Source organism: Methylocystis parvus OBBP (genome assembly GCF_027571405.1).
Taxonomy (GTDB): domain Bacteria; phylum Pseudomonadota; class Alphaproteobacteria; order Rhizobiales; family Beijerinckiaceae; genus Methylocystis; species Methylocystis parva.
Genome location: NZ_CP092970.1, coordinates 130,435 through 144,735 on the forward strand (window position 1 = coordinate 130,435; position 14,301 = coordinate 144,735).

General features: G+C 60.2%; 20 protein-coding genes. 10 read left to right on the top strand and 10 right to left on the bottom strand.

Going from position 1 to position 14,301, the window contains the following annotated elements; genetic code table 11:
* Window positions 1–238 precede the first annotated feature (238 nt).
* The 6 genes from MMG94_RS21555 (at window position 239) to MMG94_RS21575 (ending at window position 4,881) form a co-directional block, all read left to right on the top strand.
* Window positions 239–721 (top strand): DUF4189 domain-containing protein, encoded by a 483-nt coding sequence (locus MMG94_RS21555; protein ID WP_202948268.1) that lies wholly within the window; start codon window positions 239–241, stop codon window positions 719–721.
* 52 nt (window positions 722–773) lie between these two features.
* Window positions 774–1,406: a DMP19 family protein gene (locus MMG94_RS21560; RefSeq protein ID WP_016921358.1), complete on the top strand. Its 633-nt coding sequence runs from the start codon at window positions 774–776 to the stop codon at window positions 1,404–1,406.
* Between the two features lie 248 nt (window positions 1,407–1,654).
* Window positions 1,655–2,695: an IS110 family RNA-guided transposase gene (locus MMG94_RS21565; RefSeq protein WP_040579464.1), complete on the top strand. Its 1,041-nt coding sequence runs from the start codon at window positions 1,655–1,657 to the stop codon at window positions 2,693–2,695.
* A 640-nt stretch (window positions 2,696–3,335) separates the two neighbouring features.
* On the top strand, window positions 3,336–3,605 hold the full coding sequence (locus tag MMG94_RS22270; protein ID WP_425272292.1) for a DUF4189 domain-containing protein: 270 nt from the start codon (window positions 3,336–3,338) through the stop codon (window positions 3,603–3,605).
* A 267-nt stretch (window positions 3,606–3,872) separates the two neighbouring features.
* Entirely contained in the window at window positions 3,873–4,496 is a 624-nt protein-coding gene (locus MMG94_RS21570) for a histidine kinase (RefSeq protein ID WP_016921355.1), read from the top strand.
* Between the two features lie 37 nt (window positions 4,497–4,533).
* Window positions 4,534–4,881: a sensor histidine kinase gene (locus MMG94_RS21575; RefSeq protein WP_244415477.1), complete on the top strand. Its 348-nt coding sequence runs from the start codon at window positions 4,534–4,536 to the stop codon at window positions 4,879–4,881.
* Between the two features lie 147 nt (window positions 4,882–5,028).
* On the opposite strand, the gene MMG94_RS21580 is transcribed toward MMG94_RS21575, so the two are convergent.
* The gene (locus MMG94_RS21580) at window positions 5,029–5,586 is read right to left on the bottom strand and encodes a hypothetical protein (RefSeq protein ID WP_154420458.1); all 558 of its coding nucleotides are present in this window, start codon (window positions 5,584–5,586) and stop codon (window positions 5,029–5,031) included.
* A gap of 189 nt (window positions 5,587–5,775) precedes the next feature.
* Between MMG94_RS21580 and MMG94_RS21585 the strand changes: the two genes are divergently transcribed.
* On the top strand, window positions 5,776–6,567 hold the full coding sequence (locus MMG94_RS21585; RefSeq protein WP_016921352.1) for a hypothetical protein: 792 nt from the start codon (window positions 5,776–5,778) through the stop codon (window positions 6,565–6,567).
* Between the two features lie 50 nt (window positions 6,568–6,617).
* A complete protein-coding gene (locus MMG94_RS21590; RefSeq protein WP_020372474.1) occupies window positions 6,618–7,136 on the top strand; it encodes a hypothetical protein in 519 nt (172 codons plus the stop codon).
* 25 nt (window positions 7,137–7,161) lie between these two features.
* Here MMG94_RS21590 and MMG94_RS21595 read toward each other — a convergent pair whose 3' ends face one another.
* The 8 genes from MMG94_RS21595 to MMG94_RS21630 all read right to left on the bottom strand — a co-directional run bounded on the left by MMG94_RS21595 (window position 7,162) and on the right by MMG94_RS21630 (window position 11,674).
* Window positions 7,162–7,506 (bottom strand): hypothetical protein, encoded by a 345-nt coding sequence (locus tag MMG94_RS21595; RefSeq protein WP_016921350.1) that lies wholly within the window; start codon window positions 7,504–7,506, stop codon window positions 7,162–7,164.
* Window positions 7,507–7,514: 8 nt separating this feature from the next.
* Window positions 7,515–8,066, bottom strand: coding sequence for a hypothetical protein (locus tag MMG94_RS21600; RefSeq protein ID WP_016921349.1), 552 nt, complete (start codon window positions 8,064–8,066; stop codon window positions 7,515–7,517).
* Between the two features lie 19 nt (window positions 8,067–8,085).
* Window positions 8,086–8,691, bottom strand: a complete 606-nt coding sequence (locus tag MMG94_RS21605; protein WP_154420456.1) for a hypothetical protein — start codon at window positions 8,689–8,691, stop codon at window positions 8,086–8,088.
* 50 nt (window positions 8,692–8,741) lie between these two features.
* Entirely contained in the window at window positions 8,742–9,365 is a 624-nt protein-coding gene (locus MMG94_RS21610; RefSeq protein ID WP_016921347.1) for a hypothetical protein, read from the bottom strand.
* A 55-nt stretch (window positions 9,366–9,420) separates the two neighbouring features.
* Window positions 9,421–10,089 (bottom strand): hypothetical protein, encoded by a 669-nt coding sequence (locus MMG94_RS21615; RefSeq protein ID WP_016921346.1) that lies wholly within the window; start codon window positions 10,087–10,089, stop codon window positions 9,421–9,423.
* Window positions 10,090–10,175: 86 nt separating this feature from the next.
* A complete protein-coding gene (locus MMG94_RS21620) occupies window positions 10,176–10,514 on the bottom strand; it encodes a hypothetical protein (protein ID WP_016921345.1) in 339 nt (112 codons plus the stop codon).
* Window positions 10,515–10,538: 24 nt separating this feature from the next.
* Window positions 10,539–10,997, bottom strand: coding sequence for a hypothetical protein (locus MMG94_RS21625; RefSeq protein WP_016921344.1), 459 nt, complete (start codon window positions 10,995–10,997; stop codon window positions 10,539–10,541).
* Between the two features lie 164 nt (window positions 10,998–11,161).
* The gene (locus MMG94_RS21630; RefSeq protein ID WP_081495718.1) at window positions 11,162–11,674 is read right to left on the bottom strand and encodes a response regulator transcription factor; all 513 of its coding nucleotides are present in this window, start codon (window positions 11,672–11,674) and stop codon (window positions 11,162–11,164) included.
* A gap of 173 nt (window positions 11,675–11,847) precedes the next feature.
* Between MMG94_RS21630 and MMG94_RS21635 the strand changes: the two genes are divergently transcribed.
* A complete protein-coding gene (locus MMG94_RS21635; RefSeq protein ID WP_016921342.1) occupies window positions 11,848–12,936 on the top strand; it encodes a sensor histidine kinase in 1,089 nt (362 codons plus the stop codon).
* Window positions 12,933–13,709 (top strand): LytR/AlgR family response regulator transcription factor, encoded by a 777-nt coding sequence (locus MMG94_RS21640; RefSeq protein ID WP_016921341.1) that lies wholly within the window; start codon window positions 12,933–12,935, stop codon window positions 13,707–13,709. The genes MMG94_RS21635 and MMG94_RS21640 overlap by 4 nt, the downstream gene beginning before the upstream one ends.
* A 27-nt stretch (window positions 13,710–13,736) precedes the next feature.
* Here the strand turns inward: MMG94_RS21640 and MMG94_RS21645 are convergent, their stop codons facing one another.
* Window positions 13,737–14,297, bottom strand: coding sequence for an ankyrin repeat domain-containing protein (locus MMG94_RS21645; protein ID WP_162129683.1), 561 nt, complete (start codon window positions 14,295–14,297; stop codon window positions 13,737–13,739).
* Between the last annotated feature and the right edge of the window lie 4 nt (window positions 14,298–14,301).

A 14,301-nucleotide genomic window follows, 5' to 3' on the forward strand; every position in this document is an offset into this window, starting at 1 on the left:
CCGACACAAACCAAGTGTACTGGTGCGCTTTCCGGGCGACAAGGCCACCCCCCTAACAACAAGTGGGAATCGCGCTCTCGTTCAATTCCTCGCCGATCGCCGGAGCTCGGACATACCCTGCTCCCTCGAACAAAATGTTCCGTGATGGTTCTCGGTTGCGCTCAGCATTGACGATCTCGGCAATATCATCTGCCCTGACGGCAAGCCGCTCCCGCCCGGCATCCATCCTAATGGGCCAATGAAACACCAGGCAAGGCCGACCCAGAGCCTTTTGCTCAAAGAAGAACCGGTACATCCCAGACGATTGCAGGAGGTATCGAATAGCAGGCAGGTTGAGCAGATGAGACGTATTGCATTCATTCTGCTTGTCGGGCTTGTGGCCCAGAGCGCGCCAGCAGGCGCGCAGGAAAGCCGCTGGGGCGCCATTGCACTCGGGGGAAACGGTTTCGGCGCGACCCGAGGACGTCCGGACGAAGCTTCGGCGACTTCGGGCGCCCTGCGCCAGTGCGAAGAAAGCGGGGGCGCCGGCGAATGCCGTATCCGCCTGACCTATCGAAACCAGTGCGCCGCTTATGTGGCAGGCGAGGATCGGCAGGTCGGCGTCGCCTATGCGGGAACCATCAAGAAGGCAGGCAAATTGGCGCTGCGCAGTTGCTCCGAAGCGGCGAAGAACTGCCGCATCCATTATGCTGCTTGCAGCGTTTCGGGGACATTCAACTAAGACCGATGTGCGGCGGGCCGCTCGGGCGGCCTCGTTTTTCACGAGACAGACAATGAGCTTGGTGCTGTTCCCGATCATCCTTTACAAAGATGCAGCGAATGCCGGAATCTGCGAACCCGTCGGCCTGTTCGTGTACTATGTAAACACTCTGCTTCGCGGAGACGTCCCGGCCGAAGACCTTCCTGGGGCCTTTCTCGATCTATATGCGTTGGATTTTTACGAAAAGCAGGTGAACAATGGCGGCCACAGCCAGTTCATCGGAAATTCGGGTGCACGGTTGCAAGCCAATCTGGAGCACGCCCTTCGCGGAGCCCAAATGCTCGGCGTGGAAGAATTGGTGCAGTTGTTGAGCGAATGCTGGGACTGGTGCGAAGCCAATCCCGCTGAGCGGGATAGGCAGGACGGATGGCGCAATCGAGCCGCCACTCTAGACGCCCTGGATGAGCGCCTCTACGCCTTAGAGTATGACGACATCGCCTATGCCTCCTTTGTCGCAGAGCAGCCTGAAAGGGTGCAAACCTGGATCAAAGCTGCAACGGGGGCGACGGATTTTCGGGCGCGCAGCAAATATTATCTGGCTGCGGGCGCGTGGCTGCTAAAACAGCCAACTACGGAGCTATTGGCCAGCAGCGATGTAGATGCGGCTCTTGAAAACGTCTTGAAGCAATACGCCCGGACTTCCTAGCGGCGACCGCGTTTCTTCCCGGAGTTTGAAATCTCGTCGCACCATGCGCGATCGTCAGGCGGGGAGGGGTGGAGGAATTCAGGGGATTGGTTCGTCAAGCTCCGCCGGCGGCTTGGTCGCCGGCCTGATCGAGGATAGATGGTATCGCGCTCTCACCTTGATTGATGTGGTGGAACGGCCCCGCCACCACAGCATCAGAGTGCTAAAACGTGGTCGTCTCGCAACGCCACAAAGTAGGGAGCCGTTCCGTGAAGCAGATTACCACCATCGGGCTAGATTTGGCCAAGCAGGTTTTTCAGGTCCACGGCGCCGACGCCGAGGGCGCGCCAATCATCAACCGGAAGCTGCGTCGAGCAGAGGTGCTGCGCTTTTTCGAGAAGCTCCCTCCGTGTCTGGTTGGCCTGGAGGCTTGCGGCGGTTCGCATTATTGGGCGCGCGAGATCGCAGCGCTCGGCCACGACGTGCGCTTGATCCCACCAATCTATGTGAAGGCGTTTGTGAAGCGAGGCAAAACAGACGCAGCGGACGCCGAGGCTATCAGCGAGGCGGTAACACGCAAGACAATGCGCTTTGTTCCGGTCAAATCAGCCGATCAGCAGGCGGCTGCGATGGTGTTGAAGACACGTGCCCTTTTGGTCCGTCAACAAACTCAGGCGATCAACGCGCTCCGCGCTCATTTGTCGGAGTTTGGCGTCATCGCGGCCATTGGTGCGAAGAAGGTCGCGACTTTGATCGAGACCGTGCGTGACGAGACCGACTCTCGCCTACCGAAAGCCGCGCGTTTCGCTTTGACAGAAATCGCCAATCAGATCGAGGGATTGACGCGGCAGATCGACAAGCTCGAAAGGGAGATCGTCGCCGAGACAAAGCGCGACAAGGACATGCGGCGGCTGGCCACGATTCCTGGCGTGGGGGCGATCATCGCAGCCTCAATCAAGGCGCTTGTTCCGGATCCTGACGGGTTCAAGTCCGGCCGGCACTTCGCCGCCTGGTTGGGACTGACGCCGAAGCCCCATTCGAGCGGCGGCAAGGAGCGGCTGGGCAGGATATCGAAAATGGGCAATCCAATGCTCCGCTGCCTGCTCATCGTCGGCGCGACTTCCGTCCTGCGGCGCGTGCGGGGCAACGCCAATGCGCCCCAATGGCTGGTCGCCCTCTTGGCTCGACGTCCCTTCAAGGTCGGCGCCGTCGCGCTGGCCAACAAGATAGCGCGGATTATTTGGGCGCTTCTTACCAAGGGCGGAACATATCGGAATGCTGGCGTGGCGAACGGCGCAGTGATCGCCTGAGCCGAAAGATGCCCAGGACGAACTGACCGGCGCGAAAGCCGGGCAGAGGCGAGGTGCATGACGCAGACGATGACTCCACGGGACGAAATCCCGAGGCGAGAGAGGCCAGCGCGACAATGCGCTCACAGCGCGTTTGATTGATTAGCCACTCGCTTCGCGGACTTCATCGAGGCCAGCGGTTGAAGACCGCGCTAAAAGGCCGGACATATGACCGCACCGTTCCCGCGTGATGAACCGTATGAAAAAAGCACTTGCCTGCGGGGCCGTTCCACATATGTCGCGCGGCAAATGTGGGCAAATGCGTATGACGATTTTCCAGTGGAGGGGGCGATGATCTGGGCAACATCATCGGCGCGGATGGCAACCCGCTTCCACCGGGCGCCCACCCGCCTTCGGACGGGCAGTTCCTTTTCCAGCCAACCAAGGATCCAAGGATTGCTGGCAATTGTCCCGATCACTCCAGTTCATCGTGATCATGCTTACGAGAGTCCGCAGAAATCGATGGGAGGTTCTTTTGTTATGAGGCGGTCTGCAATGAAACTGCGCCATGTCCCGATTGCCTTTTTCGCATTTTGCGTGACAGTCTCGTCATTGGTCTTCGCCGGACCTTCGATGGCCGAAGGCAGATGTCCTGACGGGTATTTCCCCATCGGCGGAGGAGGCGCCGGGTGGGAAGGCTGCGCACCGATGGTGCGGTAACTCGGACCGCGGGCCTGGTCGACCTCAACCGCAGTGGGAATCGCGCTGGGGCGCAGTCGCCGTCACCAACGGCGCATTTGGATATTCGCACTCCTGGCCTACGGAACGGCAGGCGATAAGCAAGGCACTTGCGGCTTGCAGTCGGGATGCTGGAGGCGCCACCTGTACCTTGAAACAGTCGTATCATGACCAATGCATTGTGCTTGCTTGAGGAAACCCGGGAAGCAACTCTGTCTCGGCGCCCGAAATCGCGCAGGCTGAAAGCCTAGCACTTAAAAATTGCTCGAAATGGACCAAGAACTGCAAGATACACTATTCTGGTTGCAGTTTGCCCGAACGCGTGCGCTAACAGGGTTCCATGCGGCGGGTTCCACGAGGTCAACCGCGCTTCGGGAGTTTATCCGCCTCAGTGCTTAAGCAGCCCTCGCCTGCTGTCCGGTCAAACGGGGTTGCACTCCATCGATCTGGAAGAGGTAGTATGACAATAGACAATGGTCCGTCGCGAAAGAGGGTTCGCGTCATTGAGACGTTTGCGTTGGGCCTCCTCTATCTGTTTCTGGTGACTTCGTTTTTTGGCGTCGCTGCATATTTGACCGGATGGGACGCCAACCGGAGTCGACCGGAGGGTTTCGTTGGTCGTTCGACGACCGTAGATCTCACCTCCGGAATCCTCTCTTTCGCAATCATGTCTGGCGCGGTGTGGGCGCTACGCGGATGCAAAATCGTCTACAACATCGTCTTGTGCTTTGCTGCTTCCGCACTTGTTGCGGCGGCAGACTTTTTCTCGGTCATGGCGTTCTTCAGAATGTTTCACGCCAATGCTGAAGATATGTTCATCTGCTGGATGATGTACCTGGGCTGGTGCTGCGTAACACAGATGCTGCTGTTCTATTTCGATGTTCAGGACCGAGAACATCGGCTTGCGGTGGCGCGCGAGGAAGCCCTTGCGGTGCAGATGCAGGCGCTGCGTTATCAAGTAAATCCGCATTTCCTGTTCAACGCTCTCAACTCGATCGCGGGACTGATCGAAGAAGGCGCGCCGACGCAGGCCGAGCGCATGGTTCTGTCACTCTCGACCTTCACGTACAACTCTCGCTCTTGATCCCCTGCATGATGTGCCTCTCGCCGATGAATTCGCCTTGCAGGAGGAATATCTGGGAATTGAACGTGAACGTTTTTCTGACCGCATGGCGTTTCAAATCGATATCTCGGAGGGTGCGCGCCAGGCTCTCGTGCCGAGCCTCATCCTACAGCCCTTGATCGAAAACGCCATCAAGCACGGTGTCGGCGCCACGATCGGCAAGGTGGAAATAGCGCTGCGGGCGCGCAAGCAAGGGAGCCGAATCCAGATTACCGTCGAAAACGACATGCCTATTGCAGGCGACAATCCCAAGCCCGCAGGCATGGGGATCGGCCTGCGCAATGTTGCTGATCGGTTGCGGGCGCGCTTTCAGGACGATGGTCGATTTACCTCCGGCCCCTATTAGCACGGGACCGCTATCGTGCGTCGATCGACCTACCCTGGAGAACGGCATGAGCGGAATGTCCACAGTTGTCGACGACGAACCGCTCGCCCGCCGCAGACTGACCCGATAGCTCGCGCATCGCTTGCTCGGATTTCTTGCTTGCGACCGTCAGCGCCTGCGGTAACGAATATCCGCGACGAGTCCCCAGCAATCTTTGGTCGGGTAAAGAAGCAATCGGCCGTCGACTCGCCTTCCCGGGCGATAAGGTTTGCCGTCCAGGTCGTACGCCGTCCCCAAATTCTCCTCGCCTACGTATGGGCCCCGGTAATGAACGCGCGTCCAGTCGACGGAAATCTGATTGCTCTGGCTCTGATCGAACTCCATCATCACATATTCATCTTTGTCGCCGGGCCTCGCCGGGACGGTCGATTTCCAATAGAAGTCGAACATTTGGATGGGAAATTTGTCGTAGCGCTCTTTCGGAATCGCGCTTTTCCTCGTCTCGATCTTTTCACCGCGCTCCTCGTAATCGATCTGAGGCGCGGCGTATTTTTCTCGCACCGCCGCCGATCGGATCATCGCCCAGAATAACTCTTTATAACTCCGGGACTGGCACGCGAGCGCCGCCTGTTCGAGTTGCTGCCGCTCTCGTTCGGCAAGGGGTTTTTCAGCGCCGCCCCATGCCGGCTCGGCAGACAGGATATGAGGCAGCGCCAGTGCGACCAAAAGGCGGAGGAAGAGAAAAGTCGAAGAGAAGGCGGACATTTTCCACTCATGTCAGATATTACTGACTGTCGATGCTATCGTCAGTCCGCTTCGAAGTTGAGCGCAAAAGCGAACCGGTACGTCGTGTATGTTGATCGCGTGTGACGCTGGGAATATCCACAGATAGAGCGGCTTGCGCGAGGACTGGCGATGTCTCGAAGACGACGGCGACAAATCGGCATTGTCGGCATTCTAGCCTGTTCATATTGCCTTTGGCCGTCCGCGCCCGGCTTTGCCGGACCAGGCCGCAGCGATGAAGCAGCTCTCGACTATGTCACCGAATATAGCGCGGAAGTCGCGCCGGAGGACAAGGTGAGCAGCAAGGGCGAGGCCTGGCTCGACACGCTCGCCATTCTCCAGCAAGACCGCTTCAACGTCCATGTGCGAGGCCTGCGCCAGAAGGACGATAGCATCGACGCCTATTTCGTGGAGAAGATGCACCGTCTCGAAATCGCCGGCGCCACGTTGACGATCAACAAAGAAACGAGCACGGCCATCGTCGACGGCAATCCGTCGCTGCTGGTGGACGTCTACCGCGACAAGAGCGACGGACGCTTGGAGGTCTCTGTCGGAATCTCGGACGGGGCCCCGGCCGAGGGAATTGAAGCTGCGGAGGCGCCGCGCCCGTTGCGTGAGATTCCCCTGCAATATCGAGGAAAATGGGCCTATTCGGCCCATAATTGCACTGCGGGAGAGCCGACCGCCATCCTCGTAATCGATTCCGAAGGTCTGCATCAGGCGGAAGGGGAAATGATCGCTTTCGGCGTCCTCCCTAAGGGGAGCTCGCGTCGTACGATTTTTATCAACGCTCGAAATTCGGGCGGTGGAGGAGAATGGCGTTCTACGGAAGAGTTTACGCTTTCACCCGATGGCGCCGTTCTCGAAACACGGACGGTCCGGCCCGATCCATCGCCGGTGTCGCGATTGTTCCGCTGTCGATGAAGCGGCGTATGAAGCAGGCCTCAAGTGGAACAGAGTTTGGGAGACACGGGATGATATCGAGACGAAGGCTTCTTCTGCGTCCCTTTATCATCGGCGTCATCAGCCTCGCGGCCGGGGGCGCTATGGCGGCGGGGCGCGATACCGTTTTCATGCCGCATTTCACGGCGCGGCTGGTCGATGTCCATGAGGTCCCCAGCGAGAGAGTCGAATGGCTCGAGATCGAGTTCGCTTCCGGCGCGATCTCGCAGGTTGAGACGGTGCTGATCCGCATCGATCCATGGACCTGCGAGCGACCCGCGTATCTGTCCGACGCCAATGCCCGCAGGTTCGTGGCGAAGCGCTGTGTCTCGGGAGGCGGCCCCACGAACGGTTCGAAGGGTTGGGACGTCAAGCTCGACGCCGACGGGCGGCAGACCTACCGTATTCCCATCGCTCTTCCTCCCGGGGCGACGCCCGATCCGCCATTCGATATCGAGGTCCCTATAAGTTACGCCACGAGCGGCGAGGAAGATGAGGCTCCGAAGGAAACGGCCGCAGCTCTGACGTTTCGCTGGACGGGCCGTCGATAAGAACACCGCCATCAAGCGGATGCCGCTATCTGATCCAGCCGGCCACTTCCGTCAAGAGACGCGCTTTGGCGCAGTGCCGGGCTTTTTCCTGCTCGGAGAAGCGCGGCATGATCCGCTGATATCCTCTGATCTGCGCGTCGAACAAAAACCATGGCATGTCCGGCGCTTTCGCGGCGACGAAGGCTCTGATCGCGTTCTGGTCGACCTTGAAGCCACATATGTCCTGAGACGCGATGGCGACCGTGGTCCCGTCCAGAAGGTCGTCCTGACTATATTTCGGCTCAGCTCCGCGTTCGTCGGCGGCCGCGGCGATCGGCGTGAAGCAGGCCGCGACCAGCGCGGCGACAAGGCACGAAGTGGCGTTGCGCATGGGGAGGATCACTCGCAAAGTTTCAATGTAACGCGTTCCCGACCGGCTTCCTCCAAAAGGAGCGTTTTCTTCTCGTCCGAGAGAATGAGCTGATAGAAATGGCTTTCGCCCTGGCGAAGCGGGCGTAGCTCGACGAGCATCTCGGCGGCGTTCCGCTCCTTGTTCAACGAAAGGACAATTTTGCGCTTCTCGGCGAGAGCGCTTTCTATGTCCCACGGCGTCATCGTTTCCGGCGTTCGCACATAAGCGCCGGCGACGACGAATGTGCCGGACTTCGTGGAGATGCGATCGGCGGCGATCCCGACGAATCCGTTGGGAGTTTGGTCCGGGAAAGGGGCAGATCGCGGCCCCTCGACGCAGATTTCCGGGCGCACGGCCCAGGCGCCCAGAAAGCCCGGCAAGATGCGCGACACATCGAGAGGGGCGTAGGCTCTGCGCCCCCCCCAGGCGCCGGCGACCACGATGCCGCTTTGGTCCACGGTCACGCTGGACGACGCGGCGTAAGCGGGCGAGGCCGTCATGAGGAGGCAGATGAGAAGTCGTTTCAACCTGTTCGACATCGAGAGAATCCTTCCGCGCTCACGGCGCCGCGCAGGGAAGCTTGCGCATCAGGTGGAGCGAACCGGCCCGAAGGGCGCGCGTTTCGAAGACGACCCTCGGCGTCTCGACGCGGATCAGCGAAGCGTCCGTGAAGCTCGTGACCTCTTCGCGCGTCAGACGCGCGGTTTCCAAAGTGCCCCAGGCTGTCGCCCGGATGGGGACGCGCTTGAACTCCTTGTCCATTTCGTCGATGAGGATGACCGTCCCCGGCGCGCCGAAGTAATAGGCCTTGTTCTTCATATAGGCGGTTTCCTCCTCGCCCGAAGCGTCGGAGCCGAGCGGCGCGAGCTCTACGAGGAATCTCCAAACGCTCTTTGCGGGGTCGATGCTGTCGCAGCCGAGCGCAAAATTCGGTATCAGGTCAGGCGGGCCGGACTTATGTTTCGCATCGAGAAAATACAAGAGGACGCCGCCGCCCCATGCGTGTTCGTCTACAACCCATTCAGATCGAGCGCTCGCGTCGATGACCTCAAGCTTCTCCCGAGGGGCGGCCTCCACCGAGAGCGATGCGAAAATATGCAAGCCGGCGATTGCGGCGACACCCACTCGGGCGACACGGCGCGCGGCGCGCTTTGCTTTTGGCATCTTATGATCCTGGCTTTGGGGGAGGGAGCGGACGTGATCGATATGCGAATTCATCGCGTGGCGCAGGTAAGATTCGCATTGCCATCGATCGTGGTCTTCAGCGCCGAGGTTCCGGATTCGAAATAGATCCGTGGCGTCTCGGCTCGGATTGCCGATGCATTCAGGAAAGCCTGGACATCGTCATGCGTCAGATTGGGCGTTTCGAGCGCGCCATTCCTCGGCGCAAGTGGAATGCGTTTGATCTCCTTGTCCATCTCGCCCAAGAGAGCAATCGTTCCCGGCGCGCCGAAGTAATATTTCATGCCCATCTCGCGGGCGATCTGCTCTTTGGCCGTTATTCCCGAACCGGGTTCCGATGCGCCGACGCGGAGCCTCCAGTAGCTCTTCGCCGGCTCCGGCTCGGCGCAACCAAACGTAAATGTTGGCGCGCCTCCGGCGAGAAAATTCAGGGAAGGTGCGCCCGCTTCCTTGCTCTGTTTCAGATCGAACACAAAGTGGGCGCCGCCTCCCCAGTCATAGGCCTCGAACCAGGTCGCCCGAGGGTCGCGATCGACGGCTCTGAGCGGCGCCGGAGAAGCGGCCAACGCGGGAAGCGCCGCGAGCAACTGAAGAACGACGACGGCTGCAAGGCGAAAGCTGGCGCCGATTGGCGGGGAAGGCTTCCTTCTGGACATTTCGCGACCCTGACTTTCAAGAGAGAAAATGGGGATGCTTGATCGACACGCGACCTCACCGCGCGGCGCAGGGAAGCTTCGCAATGCCGTCGATCGTCGCTTTCAGCGCCGAGGTTCCGGATTCGAAAAAAATCCGCGGCGTCTTGGCGCGGATCACGGGCGCGTTCAGGATCGCTTGGACATCGTCTTGCGTCAGAGCGGCGGTTTCGAGCGCGTCGTTGCTCGGCGTAAGCGGAATGCGCCTTATCTCCTTGTCCGCCTCGCCCAGGAGAATAAGCGTCCCTGGCGCACCGAAGTAATGTTTTATGCCCTTCTCATACGCGATCTCGTCCTTGCTCGTGATGCCCGATCCGGGCGGCGTGACTCCCACTCGAAAGCGCCAGTAGCTCTTCGCCGGATCCCGGTCGGCGCAACCAAAAGTGAATTCAGGACCGCCTCCCGCGAGAAACTTCAGGGAAGGCGGCCAAACATTTGTTTCGAATTCGGTTCCAGCGAGAAAATCCCGGTGCGCCGCGTCCGCTGCCAGGCTCTGTTTCAGATCAAAAACAAAGCGAGCGCCGCCGCCCCAGCTACGGTCCTCGATCCAATAATTTGACCGAGGGTCGCGATCGACGGCTCTGAACGGCCCCGTAGAGGCGGCCAACGCGGGAAGCGATGCGAGCGCGACGACGGCGACGAGGAGGGAACCGGCGCCGACGGGCATGGAAGGCGTCTTTCTCGACATTTTGTGACCTCGACGAATGAGTGGGCGGATAATGTTCGCCCGACGCGCGAAAAAGAACGGCTGCGGCGGGGAGATTCACCACTGTGTCAGCCGGTTCGATCGAAAGGCAGCCGTTTGCATCGCCGCCATGACTGAACGACGAGGACCAGCAACCACAAGAGGAACAATCCCGCGCCAATGGGCAGGGTGAAGATCGTCAGCCAGCCGCCGACCGCCATATTGTAGAGGGTTTGTCCCACGTCCGAACCGAGGACGAGGCAGGGATGCGGATTGCCTTCGTCTAGCGCGCAACCGTTTACGTTCGCGATAAAGCTCGCGGCGAAGAGAAAGAGCAACGGGAGTAAGGTGACGAAAATGATCGCGACGAGCGCCAGCCCATAGCGCCAAGCCAGCCTATGCGAATGTACGCCGGGATCGTCTGTCATGGCGTGACCTTTTCCACATGCGCTTCAGTCATCGATGCCATAGATGCTTGCGTCGTAAACGAGTCCAATCTCCGCGCCATCCGGCGCTTGGACCCGTAGGGCGGTCCATTCCTCGCCCGCCTCCGGCCCATTATCGATTTGTGAGACGTTGCCGAGCTGGAGCGGCTGGTATTGTCCGGCGGCCGCAGGTTTGCAGCCTTGTCCGGTGAGCGAGCGCAAAAGCGTGGCGCGCAATGCTTTCGGGTTCTTTTCGTGCAGATGAGCCTTCTCGACGATAGAGACGACGAAGGTCGCGGCTTCGTAGCTCGGGCAGCGATAGCCGCGATGATAGTCTCCGTGCTTCTTGCCGCTCAGCGGGATCATCCCCTGGAAGGCTCCATGACTCGGATCGCCAATCCACTCTTTGAGCGCTTCTTTTGAATCCTGCGCAGACGCCGAGCCGAAGGCGAGGAGCAGGATGGGCACACCACAAATATTTCTCATAATTATTGAAATCCCAGACCCTCGGATAAGGCATGGAGCCATCCGATCCTCGCGAAATCAACCCCGCCGACGCACCGGTACGATACGCGCGTTGCCGCTGACAGAGACGCGGCGAATAATGTGCTGTGACGCCTCGGGGCAACGAACACGCTCATGCGGCGCCGTCAATCAGAAAGGGGCAGGGCATGCGCATCGGCGGCGAGAGCGTCATTCAGCAAGGCGACGACTGCTTTGCGCGAGGGGACGTCCAATTGTCTCAACAGCTGCGAGACATGATTGCGCACCGTGAAATGCGACAGCTTCAAACGCCGGCCGATCTCCTTGTTCGACAGGCCATGAATCAACAGCCGCAGAATGTCGCGTTGTCGTTCCGTCAGCGAGGAAAGTCTGTGCGGGAGGGGAAAGTCGCGCGCGCCGGCTGCTTCGCGCTGCGCATACAACACGCTGCCCTCCGGCAGCATGTGACGCACTCGGGCGAGAATATCCTCCACGTCATGCGTCCGCACCGCGAACAACACGACGCTCGCAGACGCACTGTGCTCGGTCATCGAGTGGCCTCCCGAATGTCCGCTATGCCGAAGGTTTGGAGCGATGTCCGAAATGTCGTATCTGTCCATGCTGGAATTTCCGCGTGGTCCCATTTCCAGCTTCCTAGCATCGCTGGAGCGCGGGCTCATTCGACTTCCGACGACGAGCGCGCGGGTGCCGACGAGCGGCTGCGAGAATCTGCGAACGGCTACCGTTGCCGGACGAACGGCATATGAGGAACGGCTTTGCGGACGTCCTATGAATTGCGACACAAGTCGATGAATAGAAAGGATCCTGTTGGGCCGAGAGGGAATGAAAGGTGATGAAACGATCGTCGAATGCATGCGAAATCCGTCAGGCCGCGATTCGTTTCGGCCTGATCTATTGGGTGGGCGTGTTCATTTTCTCCAGCATACTATGGAGTATAGTCGGCACGGACCCGATCGAATCCGCCATAGGCAAGCTTCTGCACTATGCGTTGTGCTCGGTCATCACCGCCGGCATCTCAGCGCTGTTGTTCCGCCTGCACGAGAGGCTGGTCGAGACGCGCTCCCCGGAGAATGCGCTCCCTTTGCTTGTCGGCGCTTCCTTCATCCTCTCGCTGGCGGCGGCGCCGGCCTGGGCCACGCTTGGCTATGCTGTCTACACCCTCTGCGTCTGGCCGCAGCTCGCTGTCTTCGATTGGAAGGATTTCAGCTATGACACCGCATATGGCGCGGCTTTGTTTTTCGGCTGGTCCTGTCTGTTCATTACCCTCGTTTTCGGTTTCGAGCTCCATGACCGGGAACTTAGGCTCGCCGCTGTTCGTGAGGAGGCCCTGACCGCGCAGATGCGCGCGCTGCGGTATCAAGTAAATCCACATTTCCTCTTCAACACGCTGAACTCGATCGCCGGCCTGATCGAGGAGGGATCGGCGACCCAAGCCGAGCGCATGGTCCTCTCGCTCTCGACCTTCCTGCGCACGACCCTGTCGCTCGATCCCATGCATGACGTGCCCCTGGCGGATGAGCTGGCCTTGCAGGAGGAATATCTGGGGATCGAGCGCGAACGCTTTCCCGACCGAATGACATTCAGCATCGACATGCCCGAGGATGTGCGCGGCGCCCTGGTGCCGAGCCTTATCCTCCAGCCGCTGATCGAGAACGCCATCAAACATGGCGTAGGCGCCACAGTCGGCAAGGTCGAGATTGCGCTGCGGGCGCGCCGGGAGGCCGATCGCCTGCAAGTCACGATCGAGAACGACATGCCTATGGGAGATGACCATAAGCAGCCCGCCGGCATGGGCGTCGGCCTGCGCAACGTCGCCGAACGTCTTCGCGCCCGCTTCCAGGGCGACAGCGAATTTTCATCCGGTCTGGTCGCGCCTGGCCGCTATCGGGCGTCCATCGATCTCCCGTGCCGGCTCGCATGAGCAAGCTCACGATTCTCGTCGTCGACGACGAGCCGCTCGCGCGCCGCAGGCTCTTGCGCCTGCTGGGCAAGATGGAGTGGGTCGGTCGGATCGAGGAAGCCGCCGACGCGGAGGAGGCCCGGCGCGCGGCGCGGCAAGCACGGCCCGACATTCTTCTGCTCGACATTCAAATGCCGGGCGGCAGCGGCTTCGACGTTCTGGAAAGCCTCGGAACGGAGCCGCCGGTCGTCGTTTTCGTCACCGCATTCGACCATCACGCTCTGCGCGCCTTCGAGGCCAACGCCGTCGATTACGTCACCAAGCCCATCGAGCCGGGGCGCTTCTCCCGCGCCTTGGAGCGCGCGCGAAGCGCCGCGGGCGCGCGCCTGCAGACGGATCGAGTGGCCGAACTACAGGAAACGATCGCTTCCCTGAAGCGCAGCCTGACCGAACAGCCGAAAAGGCCGACCGAGTTCTGGGTGAAGGCGCGAGGCGACTACTTACGCATCACGTCGGACAATATAATCCGCTTTCAGGCGGAGCGCGACTATGTGCGCATCCATGTTCCTGGCGCGGACTATCTCTTTCAGGAGAGCCTGTCCTCCCTCGAACGCCGTCTCGACGGCGAAGAGTTCCTGCGCATCCATCGCGGGGCGATCGTGCGCCGCAGCGCCATCATACGTATCAAGCAGGCGCCTTTCGCAGCGCTGATCGCGGTTCTGAGCGACGGTTCGGAAGTGCGCGTGGGACGGACCTATGCGCCGACGATCCGCGCAAAGCTGATACGCACCTAGCCGAAGGCTCCCTGTGCCCGATCCCGTTCAGCGTTCAAGGGGAACACCGTGCTGCACCATCCAGTCGATGATCTCCCGCCGCGCTTGCCATGCTTCGGCGTTGAGCAGACGCTCAGGCGTCATGAGGAGGTAGGTCTGGAATGTCTTGCCCTGCCGGTTGCGCGCCCCCGCAGGGGCTCCTTGTTGCAACAATCTCAGAACGCGCGGCGCATCGTTGATTTGCGCCGCGACATGCAGAATGGTATTGCCCATGTTGTCTGCATGGTTCAAACGCGCCCCGGCTGCGAGCAACATTTCGAATTGCTGCTCTCGTTCCCCCATCAAGGCCGCCATCAAAGGCGTCCTGCCGGTCTGACCATTGCGGGCGTCGACGTCGATATGGCGCGCGAGGAGGAGACGCAAATATTCCAAATCATTCGCCATGGCGGCGAAGTGGATCGCCGTATCGCCGTCGATGCCGGGCTGTGCAGGATCGGCGCCGACATTCAGCAGCACTTGGAAGGCGAAGTGGCTTTTGTTGAGCATAGCCCATTGCAACAGCGTGACGTTCTTGTCGCCTCTCGCCTTCAGATCGGCGCCGGCCGCCACGAGC

Excerpts from the sequence above, each read along its gene's own strand:
- MMG94_RS21560 (WP_016921358.1), top strand. The coding sequence starts at position 774 with ATGAGCTTGGTGCTGTTCCCGATCATCCTTTACAAAGATGCAGCGAAT.
- MMG94_RS21630 (WP_081495718.1), bottom strand. The coding sequence starts at position 11,674 with ATGAGCCCGCGCTCCAGCGATGCTAGGAAGCTGGAAATGGGACCACGC.
- MMG94_RS21585 (WP_016921352.1), top strand. The coding sequence starts at position 5,776 with ATGTCTCGAAGACGACGGCGACAAATCGGCATTGTCGGCATTCTAGCC.
- MMG94_RS21620 (WP_016921345.1), bottom strand. The coding sequence starts at position 10,514 with ATGACAGACGATCCCGGCGTACATTCGCATAGGCTGGCTTGGCGCTAT.
- MMG94_RS21640 (WP_016921341.1), top strand. The coding sequence starts at position 12,933 with ATGAGCAAGCTCACGATTCTCGTCGTCGACGACGAGCCGCTCGCGCGC.
- MMG94_RS21595 (WP_016921350.1), bottom strand. The coding sequence starts at position 7,506 with ATGCGCAACGCCACTTCGTGCCTTGTCGCCGCGCTGGTCGCGGCCTGC.
- MMG94_RS21625 (WP_016921344.1), bottom strand. The coding sequence starts at position 10,997 with ATGAGAAATATTTGTGGTGTGCCCATCCTGCTCCTCGCCTTCGGCTCG.
- MMG94_RS21605 (WP_154420456.1), bottom strand. The coding sequence starts at position 8,691 with ATGCCAAAAGCAAAGCGCGCCGCGCGCCGTGTCGCCCGAGTGGGTGTC.
- MMG94_RS21600 (WP_016921349.1), bottom strand. The coding sequence starts at position 8,066 with ATGTCGAACAGGTTGAAACGACTTCTCATCTGCCTCCTCATGACGGCC.
- MMG94_RS21610 (WP_016921347.1), bottom strand. The coding sequence starts at position 9,365 with ATGTCCAGAAGGAAGCCTTCCCCGCCAATCGGCGCCAGCTTTCGCCTT.
- MMG94_RS21590 (WP_020372474.1), top strand. The coding sequence starts at position 6,618 with ATGATATCGAGACGAAGGCTTCTTCTGCGTCCCTTTATCATCGGCGTC.
- MMG94_RS21615 (WP_016921346.1), bottom strand. The coding sequence starts at position 10,089 with ATGTCGAGAAAGACGCCTTCCATGCCCGTCGGCGCCGGTTCCCTCCTC.
- MMG94_RS21555 (WP_202948268.1), top strand. The coding sequence starts at position 239 with ATGAAACACCAGGCAAGGCCGACCCAGAGCCTTTTGCTCAAAGAAGAA.
- MMG94_RS21635 (WP_016921342.1), top strand. The coding sequence starts at position 11,848 with ATGAAACGATCGTCGAATGCATGCGAAATCCGTCAGGCCGCGATTCGT.
- MMG94_RS21570 (WP_016921355.1), top strand. The coding sequence starts at position 3,873 with ATGACAATAGACAATGGTCCGTCGCGAAAGAGGGTTCGCGTCATTGAG.